At 68.4% G+C, this 13,872-nt stretch carries 18 protein-coding genes and 1 pseudogene; 9 read left to right on the plus strand and 10 right to left on the minus strand.

Annotated elements, in window-relative coordinates:
* Positions 1 to 17: 17 nt before the first annotated feature.
* The 4 genes from ACIRGA_RS18585 to ACIRGA_RS18600 are packed head-to-tail and all read left to right on the plus strand — an operon-like array spanning position 18 to position 2,196.
* On the plus strand, positions 18 to 776 hold the full coding sequence (locus ACIRGA_RS18585; RefSeq protein WP_400942560.1) for a hypothetical protein: 759 nt from the start codon (positions 18 to 20) through the stop codon (positions 774 to 776).
* Between the two features lie 12 nt (positions 777 to 788).
* Complete coding sequence (locus ACIRGA_RS18590; protein WP_400942561.1) at positions 789 to 1,100, plus strand: hypothetical protein; 312 nt, start codon at positions 789 to 791, stop codon at positions 1,098 to 1,100.
* An 11-nt stretch (positions 1,101 to 1,111) separates the two neighbouring features.
* The gene (locus tag ACIRGA_RS18595; RefSeq protein WP_400942562.1) at positions 1,112 to 1,864 is read left to right on the plus strand and encodes a hypothetical protein; all 753 of its coding nucleotides are present in this window, start codon (positions 1,112 to 1,114) and stop codon (positions 1,862 to 1,864) included.
* The gene (locus tag ACIRGA_RS18600) at positions 1,861 to 2,196 is read left to right on the plus strand and encodes a hypothetical protein (RefSeq protein WP_400942563.1); all 336 of its coding nucleotides are present in this window, start codon (positions 1,861 to 1,863) and stop codon (positions 2,194 to 2,196) included. The genes ACIRGA_RS18595 and ACIRGA_RS18600 overlap by 4 nt, the downstream gene beginning before the upstream one ends.
* A 129-nt stretch (positions 2,197 to 2,325) precedes the next feature.
* Here ACIRGA_RS18600 and ACIRGA_RS18605 read toward each other — a convergent pair whose 3' ends face one another.
* The 8 genes from ACIRGA_RS18605 to ACIRGA_RS18640 all read right to left on the minus strand — a co-directional run bounded on the left by ACIRGA_RS18605 (position 2,326) and on the right by ACIRGA_RS18640 (position 7,069).
* A complete protein-coding gene (locus tag ACIRGA_RS18605) occupies positions 2,326 to 2,469 on the minus strand; it encodes a hypothetical protein (protein ID WP_400942565.1) in 144 nt (47 codons plus the stop codon).
* Positions 2,470 to 2,837: 368 nt separating this feature from the next.
* On the minus strand, positions 2,838 to 3,092 hold the full coding sequence (locus ACIRGA_RS18610; protein ID WP_400942567.1) for a hypothetical protein: 255 nt from the start codon (positions 3,090 to 3,092) through the stop codon (positions 2,838 to 2,840).
* Positions 3,089 to 3,340 carry a hypothetical protein gene (locus tag ACIRGA_RS18615; RefSeq protein ID WP_400942568.1) on the minus strand — a complete coding sequence of 84 codons (252 nt, stop codon included), beginning with the start codon at positions 3,338 to 3,340 and terminating at the stop codon, positions 3,089 to 3,091. Before ACIRGA_RS18615 ends, ACIRGA_RS18610 begins: the two co-directional genes overlap by 4 nt.
* A 345-nt stretch (positions 3,341 to 3,685) precedes the next feature.
* Positions 3,686 to 3,931 (minus strand): hypothetical protein, encoded by a 246-nt coding sequence (locus tag ACIRGA_RS18620; protein ID WP_400942569.1) that lies wholly within the window; start codon positions 3,929 to 3,931, stop codon positions 3,686 to 3,688.
* Positions 3,928 to 4,161, minus strand: coding sequence for a hypothetical protein (locus ACIRGA_RS18625; protein ID WP_400942570.1), 234 nt, complete (start codon positions 4,159 to 4,161; stop codon positions 3,928 to 3,930). Before ACIRGA_RS18625 ends, ACIRGA_RS18620 begins: the two co-directional genes overlap by 4 nt.
* A gap of 63 nt (positions 4,162 to 4,224) precedes the next feature.
* Positions 4,225 to 5,451 (minus strand): helix-turn-helix domain-containing protein, encoded by a 1,227-nt coding sequence (locus ACIRGA_RS18630; RefSeq protein WP_400942571.1) that lies wholly within the window; start codon positions 5,449 to 5,451, stop codon positions 4,225 to 4,227.
* Positions 5,452 to 5,580: 129 nt separating this feature from the next.
* Positions 5,581 to 5,817 carry a hypothetical protein gene (locus ACIRGA_RS18635; RefSeq protein ID WP_400942573.1) on the minus strand — a complete coding sequence of 79 codons (237 nt, stop codon included), beginning with the start codon at positions 5,815 to 5,817 and terminating at the stop codon, positions 5,581 to 5,583.
* A 58-nt stretch (positions 5,818 to 5,875) separates the two neighbouring features.
* Positions 5,876 to 7,069 (minus strand): hypothetical protein, encoded by a 1,194-nt coding sequence (locus tag ACIRGA_RS18640; RefSeq protein ID WP_400942574.1) that lies wholly within the window; start codon positions 7,067 to 7,069, stop codon positions 5,876 to 5,878.
* Positions 7,070 to 7,129: 60 nt separating this feature from the next.
* Between ACIRGA_RS18640 and ACIRGA_RS18645 the strand changes: the two are divergent.
* Positions 7,130 to 7,519 (plus strand): annotated as a pseudogene (locus ACIRGA_RS18645) (RtcB family protein); the annotation flags it as partial.
* A 61-nt stretch (positions 7,520 to 7,580) separates the two neighbouring features.
* Positions 7,581 to 7,952, plus strand: coding sequence for a hypothetical protein (locus ACIRGA_RS18650; RefSeq protein WP_037336230.1), 372 nt, complete (start codon positions 7,581 to 7,583; stop codon positions 7,950 to 7,952).
* Positions 7,953 to 8,027: 75 nt separating this feature from the next.
* Here the strand turns inward: ACIRGA_RS18650 and ACIRGA_RS18655 are convergent, their stop codons facing one another.
* The gene (locus ACIRGA_RS18655) at positions 8,028 to 9,173 is read right to left on the minus strand and encodes an MFS transporter (RefSeq protein ID WP_400942608.1); all 1,146 of its coding nucleotides are present in this window, start codon (positions 9,171 to 9,173) and stop codon (positions 8,028 to 8,030) included.
* A gap of 207 nt (positions 9,174 to 9,380) precedes the next feature.
* On the opposite strand from ACIRGA_RS18655, the gene ACIRGA_RS18660 reads away from it, so the two are divergent.
* Both ACIRGA_RS18660 and ACIRGA_RS18665 read left to right on the plus strand, forming a co-directional pair.
* Entirely contained in the window at positions 9,381 to 10,823 is a 1,443-nt protein-coding gene (locus ACIRGA_RS18660) for a catalase (protein ID WP_400942575.1), read from the plus strand.
* 432 nt (positions 10,824 to 11,255) lie between these two features.
* The gene (locus tag ACIRGA_RS18665; protein ID WP_400942577.1) at positions 11,256 to 11,786 is read left to right on the plus strand and encodes a hypothetical protein; all 531 of its coding nucleotides are present in this window, start codon (positions 11,256 to 11,258) and stop codon (positions 11,784 to 11,786) included.
* A gap of 280 nt (positions 11,787 to 12,066) precedes the next feature.
* Here the strand turns inward: ACIRGA_RS18665 and ACIRGA_RS18670 are convergent, their stop codons facing one another.
* Entirely contained in the window at positions 12,067 to 13,113 is a 1,047-nt protein-coding gene (locus ACIRGA_RS18670) for an alpha/beta hydrolase (protein WP_400942578.1), read from the minus strand.
* 148 nt (positions 13,114 to 13,261) lie between these two features.
* On the opposite strand from ACIRGA_RS18670, the gene ACIRGA_RS18675 reads away from it, so the two are divergent.
* Positions 13,262 to 13,831, plus strand: a complete 570-nt coding sequence (locus ACIRGA_RS18675) for an NADPH-dependent FMN reductase (RefSeq protein WP_400942579.1) — start codon at positions 13,262 to 13,264, stop codon at positions 13,829 to 13,831.
* Positions 13,832 to 13,872: the final 41 nt, after the last annotated feature.

Below are 13,872 nucleotides of genomic sequence, written 5' to 3' on the forward strand. Positions count from 1 at the left end.
CGAAGGGAAACACCACAGTGGGGCAGCTCAACCAGCCGTCGAACCTGGTCGACCGGGTATCCAAGCTCGAGCGCGCGCTCGAGGCGTTCCGCAAGCTGTCCGGGCTCACCTCGGCCATCATCCGCCGAGGCGGAATCACCTTGCTGGACGACAGTTTCCTCAAGGTCGTCGACGACCAGGGCACGCAGATCCTCTACATCGGACCGAACAGCGAGGGTAAGCAAGTCTTCGCGCTCAACCGCGAGAACGGTTCGGTAGTCCTGCAGTCGGGATACTTCGCCGGGCAGCCGTTCTTCGCGATGAGAGATCAGAACAACGTGATCTTGTTTTCCGACAACGCCGCCGGGGCGGGCGGCATGGCGCGCCCGTGGCTGCCCATCCCGATGTATCCGAAATTCGTGATCGAAAGCGATGTGCCGCCGAACCCGGAACTCGGCTTCACGTACGACTACATGTACATCGACAACTCACAGTTGGCCTCGGAAAAGATCATGTGGGAAGGCCGTGCGTCGATCCTGCACAAGTTCGTGCAGCTGCGAACGGTGACCGGCCGCGCGATCGGCGCAACCCACGTTCCGCGGTACCGGCTCAAGTTCGACGGCGTCGAGGTCGGCACGTGGACCGACACCGGGCTCTCGAACTCGCTGCGCGGACCGTACGACATCTCGCCGTGGCTGGACCAGAACGACGTGTCCGTACAACTGACCTGCAGCCTCGACACCGGCGGCGCCGGGTCGACCGTCTGCCAGGTCTACAGCGTCTACATGCGACAGTAAGGAGGGCGCGCGATGCTCCCCGAACCCGGAAACCCTGTTAGCTGGCAATACGTTCGGGAGGAGCTCGCCGCCCTGCGCACCGACTTGCACGGCGAACTCGGCGGAGTCCGGACGGACCTCGCCGACCTCGCCCGCGATCTCCGGTCGCACATGATGCAGCAGGGCCCGGAGATCGCCGTCATCAAACGACGCCTCGACGAGGTCGAACGCGACGTCGCCGAACTGCAAACGTCCAAAAAGGACTCTTGGAAATTCTGGGGCACCCTCGCCGTGGCGATTATCGGTGTCGTTCTCGCGTGGGTGTTCACGCTGATCGGAAAGTGAGGGAGCCTCTTGTGTCCTGGTATGTAGCGCACTCGCTCGACATCCTGCTCGGCCAGATCAACGCCGCGGCGCCGAATCGGTCGCGCGCGTCCGACGGATCGATCGGCGATGAAGCCCACTCGGCGCGGTACTCGGACCACAACCCGACCGCATCCGGGCAGGTCTGCGCCCGCGATTTCACCCACGACCCGGCGGGCGGCCTCGACGCGCAGCAGCTCGCCGACCGCCTGGTCGCCCACCGCGATCCGCGGATCAAGTACATCATCAGCCGCGGCCGGATCATCGACTCTCGGCCCGGACACAACCCGTGGCAGTGGATGCCCTACACCGGGCTGAACGCGCACAAACAGCACGTCCACGTGTCCGTGTTCGCCGGTGCCACCGGCGACGACACCGCCGCGTGGAACCTCGGCGCCGCCGGCGCCCCGAACCCGCCCACCCCGCCCCGGCCCACCGGCCGCATCCTGATGACGGAGGACAACATGGCAACCCTGCCCGCTGCGATGAACGAGAACGAAGAGGTTCTCGCCGTCCCGCCCGACTGCGCCGTGAAACTCATCTTCGCGTCCAAGTCCGTCATCCACGGCGGTCACCTCTACAACTGGTCCGCCACCCCCGGCGAGGGCACCGGCGGCGACCCGGTGAAGTGGCGAACCGAAGTCAAGGAAGGCGAGGTGATCCCGATCCCTCGCGGGACGACCAAGGTCCACATGCGCTACTCGTGCGCCTCGCCCGTCTCCGTGTTCATTCAGGCGATCCCGTGACCGGGCAGCACGGCGGCCCGGTCGACGAACCCGGCCTCGGCGCCCGGCTCGCCGCCGTCGCCCGCCGGTTCTGGAAACTGATCGGCGCCGTCGCCGGTGGCGCGACCGGGGTCGGGGTCGCGTCCGTCCTCGACGCCGTCGGGGTCGACGTCGGCCCGTCCGGCGCGGCCGGTATCGCCCTGGTCCTCGCCGCCATCGGAACGTGGCGGGCACCGCGGAACACCACCGACCTCGCCGAGTGGCTCGGCGAACTGCAGGCCCACATCGCCGCACAGGGCGGCGACACCGACCGGCTGCAGAACGTCCTCGACGACCCGCCCCCGCGCACCTGACACACCACTCGGCCGCCCCGCGCCACCCGTTCGACGGGCAGCGCGGGGCGGCCGCTTTCGTGTCCGGCGAGGTCGGCCCCGCGCCGGGTCGACCGCCGGCGGTTTAGCCGACTCGCCACCAATGGATGATCACGGGCAGCTCCCGTCACAGTTCTGGGCCCCGCACTCGCAGGGAATGTCCGGCAGTTCCTCGCCGTAGGCGGCGCGGTATTCCGCTTTCTGTTCGTCGGTGTAGTTGCCGTCCTGAGACGTGCCGTCTGCGTTAGCCCTCATCGTTGCCTGCCTGTTCCTCTCGCCGCTTCCGGTCGGCTTCCTCCTGCGCCCTCACGTTGTCTTCTGTCCAGAGTTCGTTGTATGCCAAGACGAACAGGCTCTCTTTCACTTTCGGTTTCCGGATAAGGATTGCCGGGGGGCGGGGCACCGCCGCCCCGCCCCCCGGCGCCCGCCGCGGGTCGCATTTCCCCAGTGCGGCGGGCGGTTGCCGGGACCGGTGTCATCGGCCGGTCCCGGCTCCCCGTCCTCCACGCGAAAGAGAACGGGGCGTTTGGAACCCCGGTCAGCGGATTACCAGGGGAGGCACGCTGACCGGGGCGGGCCCGACGTCGCTCGAGGGTTTGGGCGACGCCGGGAGTTCTTCGGGGTCAGGCAGGTGACGGCCTTTCGCCGCGGCCTGCCATCGGTCGGGCGAGCATCACGCGCCCGCCGTGTATCCGGACGTCGCCGTCGTCGAGGGCGCGGTACAGGTAACCGCGATCCTCGAACTCCGGAGCGTTGATCCCGCCGCTGCCAACGAGGATCTCGGCGGACCCGGCGCCGCCCAAGCCCATGACCCACACCCGGCCCGCGCCCACTTCGGCGAGGAAGTGCTCATAGCTACCGACCTCGACGGCGCTCACGGCGGATCGCCTTCCTGCGCTGCAGGGGCGGGCATGATGGCGTCGAGATCTATCAGCTTGCCGTCGAGTTCAGCCGCGCGGGACGTCAACGCGATGCCAACCCGAATGAGGTCGGTCCCGACTTGGCGCAGCGACGCGGCGTACTCGGCGTCGTCCGGCTGCGTCGAGAGCAGTGCAAGGGTCACGTTCCCAAGCTCCGCGTTGATGCGCGCCATCCCGGCGAGCAGCTTTCGGTCACGCTCGTGCACGGCGCGCCTCCCGTGCGCGGCGCCGCGCGTCCATGTGCGCCAACCTCTGCAGGTGCACGCAGTCCGCGCAGGCGCCCACCACGGCCCGGTGCCGCGCGTCGAGGGGCATCCGGCCGACCTCGCCCCGCTCGTGACCGACAGGCCAGGCCGACCGCCGCCACTCGCACCACGCAATGACCGTCGTTGCCCATTCATCGGCAAGTCGCGCGACCGGGTACAGGTGCGACGTTCCGGCGAACTGCCGCCACTCGTACTCATCCGCCACACACGGGACCTCGACCAGGTGCTGCGTCGGCACGCGGCGCCGCCGACCGAACAGCCGGCGCCGCGCCATCAACGAATGCCTCACCACAGCGGATCACCACCGCGGCGCGCGTCCTCGGCCGCCTGCTCCAGCGCGGTCACCATGCCCTTGACGAGCATCTCGTCGACGACCAGCCCGCACACCCCGACCAGCAGCGCGGGCGCCAGGCCCGCCGGGGTCTCAACCACGCCGGTCAAGATGTCGACACGCTGCCCGGTCAGGCCGAAACCGGCCAACTCCCGAAGATGCCGCCACCCCTTCATGGTGGGTTGCGTGCGGACGCTCACCGGTCGTTCCGTTCGAGGCGTGCCGCCGCGTCGCGGGCAGCGTCAAGATGTCCGACCAACACGTCGCGCTGGTCGGACTTGAGGAGCAGCGTTGGCCCGTCGTTTAGTGCGAGAGCGACCCGGAAATGGTCGGAGTGATCCCGCACGACGCCGACCGTGATCACGGCAGGTCGCCCGTTGACGTCCTTAATCTGCTGCGGGCGCTCGATCCGCCATCCCCGTGTTGTCACGCCATGAACGCTAGGAGTGATCAACTAGGGGAGGGGTACAGTTTGTACCTTCACTCGGTTGGGCTACGCGGCCAACCCGACGCGATCGCACAGACGACGCACTTCGGATTCCCGCCCGGTGGGCGGTCGTTTCCGTAGTTTGAGCAGCATGTCTCGCGCAAATCCGTTGTAGCTGATCGTCTCGTTTGCGACGCGCTGCGACCGGTCGAGGAGAGTTAGCACCCCGTTGTCGTCTCCCTCGAGTGCGTGCGCTCGAGCAACCTCGATGAGATGTCGCCCCCGGCGCGCGAGGGAAGGAATGGCGACCGGGTCGAACCCGTTCGCCGCGCGCAGTGCCTCGCCGGTTCGGCGCAGCTCCACGCCGAGGGTGACCGCGTGGGCGGACATGACGCTTTGCGAGAACGAGGATTGCGTGTGTCGGTAGTCGGCGCCGAGTCGCCGGGCGACCTGGTCGGCTTTCTCCCAATGTGCCCATGCCAACCCATGCCGTCCGCGGCGAGCGTGGACGTAGGCGACCTCGGCGTCGAGTGCACCGACCATGCCGCGCCAATCGTCCGGCGCCCCGTCGAGGTACCGGGCGAGCGAGTCCCGCGCGTCGGTGGCGAGGTCTACCGCCTCATCCCAGCGGCCGGCCTCGCGCAGTGCCTGCACCATCGCCCACGCGCCGCCCGCGATCATGTACGGGTCGTCTGCCTCCTGCGCCTCGGTCAGTGCGCGGTCGGCGACCATCCAGACCAATTCAGGAGCGGGTTGGTAGGCGACGTAGAAGTCGGCGAGCTGATAGACACCGCTGAGAACCCGGCGCGCTTCGCGTCGCTCATCGCCACGGAGGGCCCGCACGGCGACCTGCGCGTCGCGGATGAGGTCCGGCAGCAGCGTGCCGAGTTGCGTCCGATGGTCGGGCGATGAGTGGCGCACCAGCCACGCTTGACGCAGCCGAACGGCAAGGTGCGGAACAGACACGGGCTCGAGCTTGAGCGACACGCGATATTCGGTGAGCGCTGTCTGCACAGCGGACAGCGCCGAGTGTCGCGGCCCCGCGTACAGCGAGACGGGCACAGCGTGCCCGTCGCCGGTGAGCGTCGCCAAGTCGTCGAGTTCGAGTGCCTGCGCGATCCGGAGCAGCATCGGTAGCCGCGGTGTCTGCAGGCGACCGTTCTCGACTGCCTTGACCCATTCGCCGGTCTTTCCGACGAGGCCGCCAAGGACCGGGCGGGACATGCCGCGCCGGTCTCGGTAGTGGCGGATGCGTGCGCCGACCGGAGCGTCGGCAGGCAAAACGTCGTTCATCAACGACCACCCTCATTCGCGGAGTCGACCTCTTCGCGTGCCCCCGGTGGCCAAACCGGGGGCTTCCCTCCGCGAAGAGGTGCAACACCACGATACTGCACGCGTGTCGCTACTGAGAGTCGCAGCGCCTCACCGCAACTGCTTCGGCTGCGTCCCTGCGACCTGTTGGGCGGGGTGTTCGACGCGCGTCGCGGTCGCTCTGACTGTGTCCGGCCGCGCGAACTCGACGTCGACGTAGACCCGGCCGAGGGTCGACCGGCCGCGGTTCGGGTAGAAGCTGCTGACCTCGCGGACGTTGAATACCTCGCGTAGCAGCTCGGCGGCCGCGGCTGTCTCCTGCGTGGTGCCCTCGATACGGATTCTCACTGGCGTCTCCTCATGGATCGGGTTTCAGTTGTCGGGCAAGGGGAGTAGCGAGACTCGGTCAAATGCCGTACTTCCACGCGGTGAGCGAGTGCGCGGAGTACCAGCAGCCGAACAGGACGAACGCCCCGGCCGCGGCGACCGCGGTCGACGGGCGACGTTTCGCGAGGCCGACGGCGATGGGCAGCAGCAGCACGAACGCGGGCAGCAAGAAACGCCCCCGCATTTGAGGGAATCCGGCGGTGCCGATCGCGAGGACTGCGACGCCGATCCCGTACGCGACCAGCGGCCACGGCATGCGGTGCGCGATCATGACCACGCCGAGGACGACCGCGGCGACCGTCACGAACAGCACGAGCGTCTCGAACCTGCTGCCCTCCTTGGCGAGCAGCTGCACCGTGTACTCGGCCGCCTCGCGACCCCAGTCCCACCGGACACCCCACCCGCGCAGTTCGATGTCCTGCCACCCGGTCAGGCTCCCCGTGCGCACGGCGACGAACGACCAGTAGCCGGCCAACCCGGCGGGCGCGATCGCCGCCCATCCCAGCAACCGCCAACGGTCGCGCCCGCCACTGCGCACGGCAGCGAGCGCCGCGGCGACCACGACGACGGCGACCAGGACGACCGCGGTCGACCGGGTCAGCCCGGCGAACACCGCGCACAGCGCGGCCATGCCGTACCGGCGCTCGAGCACCCCGACCAGCGCCCACGCGGCGAGCGCCACGAACAGCGCCTCGGTGTACACCATCGACTGTGTGATCGACATCGGCGCGCCCGCCCACAACACGACGAGGAGCAGGCCGACGCGCTGCCCGCCCACGCGTTCGCCGATGCGCTGCAGGCCGCACGCGGCGACGACGCCGGCGACCGTCGACACGATCAGCCCGGCAGCGACGAGCGGCAGGCCGAGTTCGCCGAGTACCCGCATGGCGCCGGGGTACAGCGGGAAGAAACCCATTGGCGCAGCAGGGAAAAGCTCGCCCGCCGCGTCGAGGGGTTCGGGCACTCCGGTGTAGTTGTTCTCGGCAATCTGCAGGTACCACCAGCCATCCCACGCGCTCAACCGCTCGAGCAGCGGCAAGTCGCGCGGCGCCGCCATCACGGCGAGCATCGCCACGCCGAGGGCGCGTACCGCGAGGTAGGCCGCGACGGCGCGGAGGTTCGGCGCCCACCGCGTGAAGCGGGCGACCGGCGGGTCGGTGACGACGGCCAACGCCGGCCGAACGCGCGGCCGGTAGAGGTCGAACGCGAGCATGTTTGCCCCAGATCTGCCCCAGAATCGGGGCTCCGATGCTGGTCAGCGCGGTTCTGCATCCACCACAACTACGTGGCGGAAGAGACCTACGACGGCGTCGACCTCCTGGTGACCCGCAAGGGCGCGATCCGCGCGGGTTCGGGCGACCTCGGGATCATCCCGGGCAGCATGGGCACCGGTTCGTACATCGTGCGCGGCCTCGGGAACGCGTCGTCCTTCCAGTCCGCGTCGCACGGCGCGGGCCGCCGGATGTCGCGGAACAAGGCCAAGAAGCTGTACACCGCCGAAGACCTCGCCGCGCAGACCGCCGGCGTGGAATGCCGCAAGGACTCCGGTGTGGTGGACGAGATCCCGGCCGCGTACAAGGACATCGAGACGGTGATCAAGGCCCAGACGGACCTCGTCGAGGTGGTCGCGCACCTCAAGCAGGTCGTCTGCGTGAAGGGGTGAAACGTGGGTGGTGTGCCGGGAACCCGACATACCACCCACGTTTCTCGCTACTGTGGTTCCTATGAAGAGGTTGGGAATCGCGGCGCTCCTGGCGGCCGCCGGACTCGCGCTGGCGGGCTGCAGCGAGGTCACGAACGCCGTCGATCAGACGAACAAGGCCGCGACGAAGGTCGGCGCCTGTGCCGAGGCGCTCAGCCTCGCCGACCTCAATCCGGACCCGGCGACCATCAAGGAACGCGCCGCGGACAAGGAGAAACGCCTGCGTGAGCTGGCGAACAGCGTCGGCGAGCAGAACGTCGCGAGCGCGCTCACCGGCATGGCCGACTCGTACCTGCAGGTGCAGAAGGAGAACATCCAGGACGCGGGCAAGATCGCGGACTGGACCAAGCGCAACCTCGACCGGCTCGACGCCCTCCGCAAGGTTTGCGCCTAGCACCACCCCCTCGCATTTCGTCCTCTGAATGCGGTCGTCGCACGCGCAACTACCGCATTCAGAGGACTAAACGCGTCAGGAGGAAGTGAGTGCGGGCACCTGGGCGGCGGGTGTCCGGGACCGGCGCCAGAACAGGCCGACCGCGGCGATCGCCAGCGCGCCCAGAGCCGACGCCGCGAACCCCCAGCCGGGGCTGGAGTGGTCGATCACGAACCCGATGATCGGGCTCCCGATCGCCAGCCCGATCCGGCTCGCCGCGTCCAGCAGGCCCATCGCCTCACCGCGCACCCGCGGCGGCGCCGCCGCGCTGACCGTCTCCGTGCTCGCCGCGAGCGTCGGCGCGCACAGCACGTTGCTCGGGAAGAGCACGATCGCCAGCAGCCACCACGGCTCGGCGATCAGCCCGACCGGCAGGGTCAGCACCGCGAGCAGCACCATCAGGGTGCCTTGCGAAAGCGACCGACGGACCGCGCCGTGGATCGCCCCGCCGAGGACGGACGCGACGCACATCAGTGTGATCAGCAGCCCGGACCAGGCGATGTCCCCGCTCGCGCGCAGTGTCGCCAGCGCGGCGAGCTCCATGCCGACCAGGCAGAACAGCGCGCCGGCGGCGATGAACATCGCCATCACGAGCCGTCCGGTGAGCCAGCTCCGCACGGGCGGCCGCTCCCCGGCGAACACCTCGGCGTCGGCCTCGGCGCGGATCGGCGGGTTCTGGCGGTAGATCAGCGTCGCCGAAAGCGCGAAGCAGACTCCGATACCGGTGAGCGCGTAGACCGCGGGCAGCTGCGTGATCGCCATGATCCCGGCCGACGGCCCGATCATGAACGACGCCTCCACCAGGATCGTGTCCAGTGAGTACGCCGCTCGCCGCTGTTCCAGCGGCACGAGCGCGGTGAGCACCAGCCGGGCGAGTGTCCCGGCGGGCACCGACAGCACCCCCGCGGGGAGCGCGACCGCGAGCAGCACCTGATACGGCAGATGCGGCGCGCTGATCCAGAACGTCGACGAGGCCAGCCCGCAGATCGCGACCACCGGCCGGAGCCCGTAGCGGTCGACGTACCGGCCGACGAGCGGCGCCCCGATCGCGCTGCCGAGCGTGGTGGCGGCGCCGACCAGACCGGCCGCGCCGTAGCCGCGGCCGAGGTCGTTGACCACGTACAGCGTCATCGTCACGCCCATGGCCGTCATCGGGAGCCGGGCCAGGAACATCAGCAGCATCGAGCTGGGAACTCCGGGCACGGCTAACACGCGACGATACGGAGCGAGGGCCATAGGTCCGATGAGAACGTAACTTGGTACGCGCGTGCAAGTTTTTTTCGCGAGGCACGGGTCACCCGGTCCGGGGTCTTTTCTTGACTGATTCCAGAATAGCCGGGAGGGTGGTGGTGGCTGACCGCTCACCACCACGAACCAGGAGGCACCGGCGTGACCTTGCCGACCACGAACAACGTGGGCATCCCCGTCGCGAGCGACAACGACTCGCTGACCATAGGCGCCAACGGCCCGATCCTGCTCCAGGACCACTACCTGATCGAGAAGAACGCCCAGTTCAACCGTGAACGCGTGCCGGAACGCGTCGTCCACGCCAAGGGCGGCGGCGCGCACGGCTTCCTCGAGGTCACCGAGGACGTCAGCCAGTTCACGAAGGCCGCCCTGTTCCAGCCGGGCGTGCGCACCGAGAGCCTGGCCCGCTTCTCGTCGGTCGCCGGCGAGAACGGCTCGCCCGACACGTGGCGCGACCCGCGCGGCTTCGCGGTGAAGTTCTACACCTCCGAGGGCAACTACGACCTCGTCGGCAACAACACCCCGGTGTTCTTCATCCGCGACCCGATCAAGTTCCCCGACTTCATCCACTCGCAGAAGCGCCGCGCCGACAACCACCTGCGCGACCACGACATCCAGTGGGACTTCTGGACGCTGCGGCCCGAGTCCGCGCACCAGGTCACCTGGCTGATGGGCGACCGCGGCATCCCGTCGAACTGGCGGGAGATGGACGGCTTCGGCTCGCACACCTACCTGTGGGAGAACGCCGGCGGCGAGAAGTTCTGGGTCAAGTACCACTTCAAGACCGACCAGGGCATCGGCTATCTGCCGCAGGCCGACGCGGACCGCATCGCGGGCGAGGACTCGGACTACTACATCCGCGACCTGTTCAAGAACATCAAGCAGGGCAACCACCCCAGCTGGACGCTGTACGTCCAGGTGATGCCGTACGCCGAGGCCGCGGACTACCGCTTCAACCCGTTCGACCTGACCAAGGTGTGGCCGAAGGGCGACTACCCGCTGATCAAGGTCGGGCGCTGGGTGCTCGACCGCAATCCGGCGAACTACTTCGCGGAGATCGAGCAGGCCGCGTTCGAGCCGTCCAACCTGGTGCCGGGTATCGGCCCGTCGCCGGACAAGATGCTGCAGGGACGCCTGTTCGCGTACCCGGACGCGCACCGCTACCGGATCGGCGCGAACTACACGCAGCTCCCGGTCAACGCGCCGAAATCCCCGGTGAACAGCTACTCGCGTGACGGCGCGATGCGCTACAACAACCCGGGCGACCCGGTGTACGCGCCGAACTCCTACGGCGGCCCGCACGCGAGCGCTGAGATCGCCTCCGAGACCGCTTCGGGTTACGGCGTCGAGGACGAGGTCATCCGGTCGGCGTACAAGCTCCACGCCGAGGACGACGACTTCGGCCAGCCGGGCACGCTCGTCCGCGACGTGATGGACGACGCGCAGCGTGAACGGCTCGCGAACAACATCATCGGCCACGCTTCGAACGACGTCTCCCGGCCGGTGCTGGAGCGCGTCTTCGAGTACTGGCGCAACGTCGACAAGGATCTCGGCGACAAGGTCGCGGACGCCTTCCGCGAGTAAAAGGACCTCTTTCGAGAGGCTGCTCCCACCACCGAACGCCCCCGGTGCCCGCACCGGGGGCGTTCCATGTCCCCACTCGCATGTGAAACCAGAAGGTGCCGTGGCGTGCGTGGGGGACACCCCGAGTGGAGCAGTGCGACACGCCTGTCCGACGGAGTGATGAAGCCAAACGATCACCGTTTACACCGCTGTGGGTGAACGAACCGCACCACGGTGTCGATCGGTCACAGGTGGTCATAAATCGGCGGGAAAAGGATGATCTTCAGGGGGAGGCGCAAGATTTCGCCGTTAATCAATTGCGGGCGTCTTCCCCTGGATTGAATCCGGCACGTAAGGGTTAGAAAAGTGTTCCAACCGGTGATCGGGTGGTGTTCGGCCGATACGGCGGGTATCGATTTACCTCGTCAGGTCCCAGAGGCCAGGAGGTAAGGAATGAAAGGCAACATTGCCCGGACGATTGCCGCGGTCGCCGCAGGCAGTCTGTTGGCGGTGGCCTCAGCCGGCGCCGCAACGGCTAGCACCGATGGTGGAAAGGGTTCGTCGAACACGCAGGCGCTCGCCGCGCAGGTGCTGCAGATGCGGGACGGCCTCACCAAGGTGGCCTACGCCGGTGACGTCGCCAAGACGCGGGCGGACTTGGACAAGCTGAGCCCCGTCCTCGGTGACATCGCCGCGGGCAAGCGCTATCAGATCCAGACCGAAACGCAGAAGCTCGGCGACCTGGCCCAGGGTCGTTCCGTCGAGTCCAGCAGGCTGCTGGCCGACCCGACCGCGAAGGCACGTCAGCTGCCGCCGCTGCCGGTGCCGATCCCGTCGCTCCCGGACCTTCCCGGACCGCTGAAGATCGTCAGCGACCTGGTGAAAGCCCTGCTCGCGGCCGTGACCGGCATTCTCGGCGGCCTGCTCGGCGGGCTACCTGTACCGCCGCTTCCGACACCGCCCGTCCCGCTTCCCACGCCGTAATTTCGCCACGCGGTGCTGTTGCCGCGCGCTGACGGAAACCTTTCGCAGGGCGCGGGATCGCGACCAGCTCACGTTGGCAGGTAGGGGCGCCCTACAAAAGGTTTCCGTGGCCTTCGGCCGAAAGAGGCGCGCGGGGTGAAGTCTCTCGTCGCGCTGACGCGCTCCCGAGAGACAGGCATGGGTCGTTAGAAGATCGTCAGGGGTTCGCCGTGCAGGGCGGTGGACCATGAAATGGGGGCCGGATCCGGTGCGGACATTTATCCGCACCGGATCTGGCCGTTTACTTCGGGGCGAGGCCCAGCCGCAGGGCGCCCGCCGCTTCGGCCGTCGCCTCGCGGAACCGCCGTCCGATCCCGAGGAAGTTGAGATACCCGTGGATCAGGTCCGGCTGGCGGCTGAGCGCCACCGGCACCCCGGCCTTCCGCAATTTCTCCGCGTAAGCCTCGCCCTCGTCGCGCAGCGGGTCGAATCCGGCTGTCGCGATATAGGCGGGCGGTAATCCGGAAACGTCGCCGTGTAACGGGGAGAGTTTCGGGTTGTACAGATCGGTGCCCTTCGGCACGTAATGTCCCTCGAACCAGGTCATATCCGCATCGGTGAGGAAAAGGTCCTCCGCGAACAATTCCCGGGAGCGGCGGCGCACGGTGAAATCGGTCGCCGGATAGAACAGCAGCTGGAACGCCGGGACCCCGCCGCCGCGTTTCACCGCCTGCTGCGCCGTCACCGCCGCGAGGTTCCCGCCCGCGCTGTCGCCGCCGACGGCGATACGGGCCGGGTCGGCGCCCAGGTCCCGCGCCTTCGCGTAGGCGTACTCGAACGCCGCGATCGCGTCTTCGGTGGCGCCGGGGAACTGCGTCTCCGGCGCGAGCCGGTACTCCACTGAAAGAACCCGCACGCCCGCCTGTTTCGCCAGGTAGCGGACGCTGTTGTCGTGGGAGGCGCGGCTGCCGACCACCCAGCCGCCGCCGTGGAAGAACACGAGCAGCCCGGACGGGTCCGGCAGTCCGGCCGGGGTGTAGAGCGTGGCCGGCACGTCGCCGTCACCCGTGGGGATGAGCAGTTCCCTGGTGGCGACCGGCTCGATCGTCGGCCCGCTCACCAGATGCCTGCTCGCCAAGAGCATGCTGCGCGACTCTTCGACGCTTCCCCGCACCAGCGACGCCTTCGCCAGCTTCTGCAGGCGGAGCAGAAGCTGGGCGTCCAGAGCGAGTTCCTGCCCGTCCAGGCGGAGGGGCGGCCCGGCGATGGCCCGTCTGACCGGCTTCGGGAGCCAGAACGCCAGCTGCGAAAACGCGGCCTCGGCACGGATCTGGAGCGGTATCGCCATGCTTCCTCCTGGGGGCTTCCCGTCAGGTTACTTTCGAGTAGGTATGCCGTCCAGCGGGACCGGGCCCGGTTGCGGCGAACGGGTGTGACGCAGGACTCCGTTCCAGATCCTGGTCCTCCACTTAAGTAGAGGGGTTAGCCTCGAAAGCGTGACTTCGACGAACACGGCGCATGTCCTCGGTATCGGCGGCTCTCTGCGGGAGGGCTCGCAATCCGAGCGCGCGCTGCGCATCGCGCTCGGCGGGGCGGCCGAAGCCGGAGTCACCACGGAGCTGATCTCCGGGCCCGAACTGGTGTTGCCGTTCTACGACACCGCGCCGGCGGAGCGGCACGAGCGAGCCACCCGGCTGGTCGAAGCGATCCGCCGCGCCGACGGGATCGTCGTCGTCTCGCCCGGCTACCACGGCGCGCTGTCCGGACTGGTCAAGAACGCCCTGGACTACGTCGAAGACCTGCGCGACGACGCCCGTCCGTATCTCGACGGCCGCGCGGTCGGCCTCGCCGCGGTCGCCTACGGCTGGCAGGCCGCTGTCACCACGCTGGAGCAGCTGCGCACGATCACGCACGCGCTGCGCGGCTGGGCCACCCCTTTGGGTGGTTCGATCAACACCGCGGAGACCAAGTTCGACGAAGCCGGCGGCGCCTCGGACGAGAAGAGCGTCCGCACGCTCCGCCTGATCGGAAGCCAGGTCGCCGAGTTCGCGCTGAACCGCGCCTAGTCGTTTGTTCCGGTCATCGTCCGGGTAATTCCCGGACGTGA

The organism is Amycolatopsis sp. NPDC102389, assembly GCF_044765885.1.
GTDB lineage: Bacteria > Actinomycetota > Actinomycetes > Mycobacteriales > Pseudonocardiaceae > Amycolatopsis.

What these genes read in the sequence shown, in the direction of transcription:
- ACIRGA_RS18590 (WP_400942561.1), top strand. Translation starts at nt 789, where the DNA reads ATGCTCCCCGAACCCGGAAACCCTGTTAGCTGGCAATACGTTCGGGAG.
- ACIRGA_RS18605 (WP_400942565.1), bottom strand. Translation starts at nt 2,469, where the DNA reads ATGAGGGCTAACGCAGACGGCACGTCTCAGGACGGCAACTACACCGAC.
- ACIRGA_RS18630 (WP_400942571.1), bottom strand. Translation starts at nt 5,451, where the DNA reads ATGAACGACGTTTTGCCTGCCGACGCTCCGGTCGGCGCACGCATCCGC.
- ACIRGA_RS18640 (WP_400942574.1), bottom strand. Translation starts at nt 7,069, where the DNA reads ATGCTCGCGTTCGACCTCTACCGGCCGCGCGTTCGGCCGGCGTTGGCC.
- ACIRGA_RS18650 (WP_037336230.1), top strand. Translation starts at nt 7,581, where the DNA reads ATGAAGAGGTTGGGAATCGCGGCGCTCCTGGCGGCCGCCGGACTCGCG.
- ACIRGA_RS18655 (WP_400942608.1), bottom strand. Translation starts at nt 9,173, where the DNA reads ATGCTGCTGATGTTCCTGGCCCGGCTCCCGATGACGGCCATGGGCGTG.
- ACIRGA_RS18665 (WP_400942577.1), top strand. Translation starts at nt 11,256, where the DNA reads ATGAAAGGCAACATTGCCCGGACGATTGCCGCGGTCGCCGCAGGCAGT.
- ACIRGA_RS18670 (WP_400942578.1), bottom strand. Translation starts at nt 13,113, where the DNA reads ATGGCGATACCGCTCCAGATCCGTGCCGAGGCCGCGTTTTCGCAGCTG.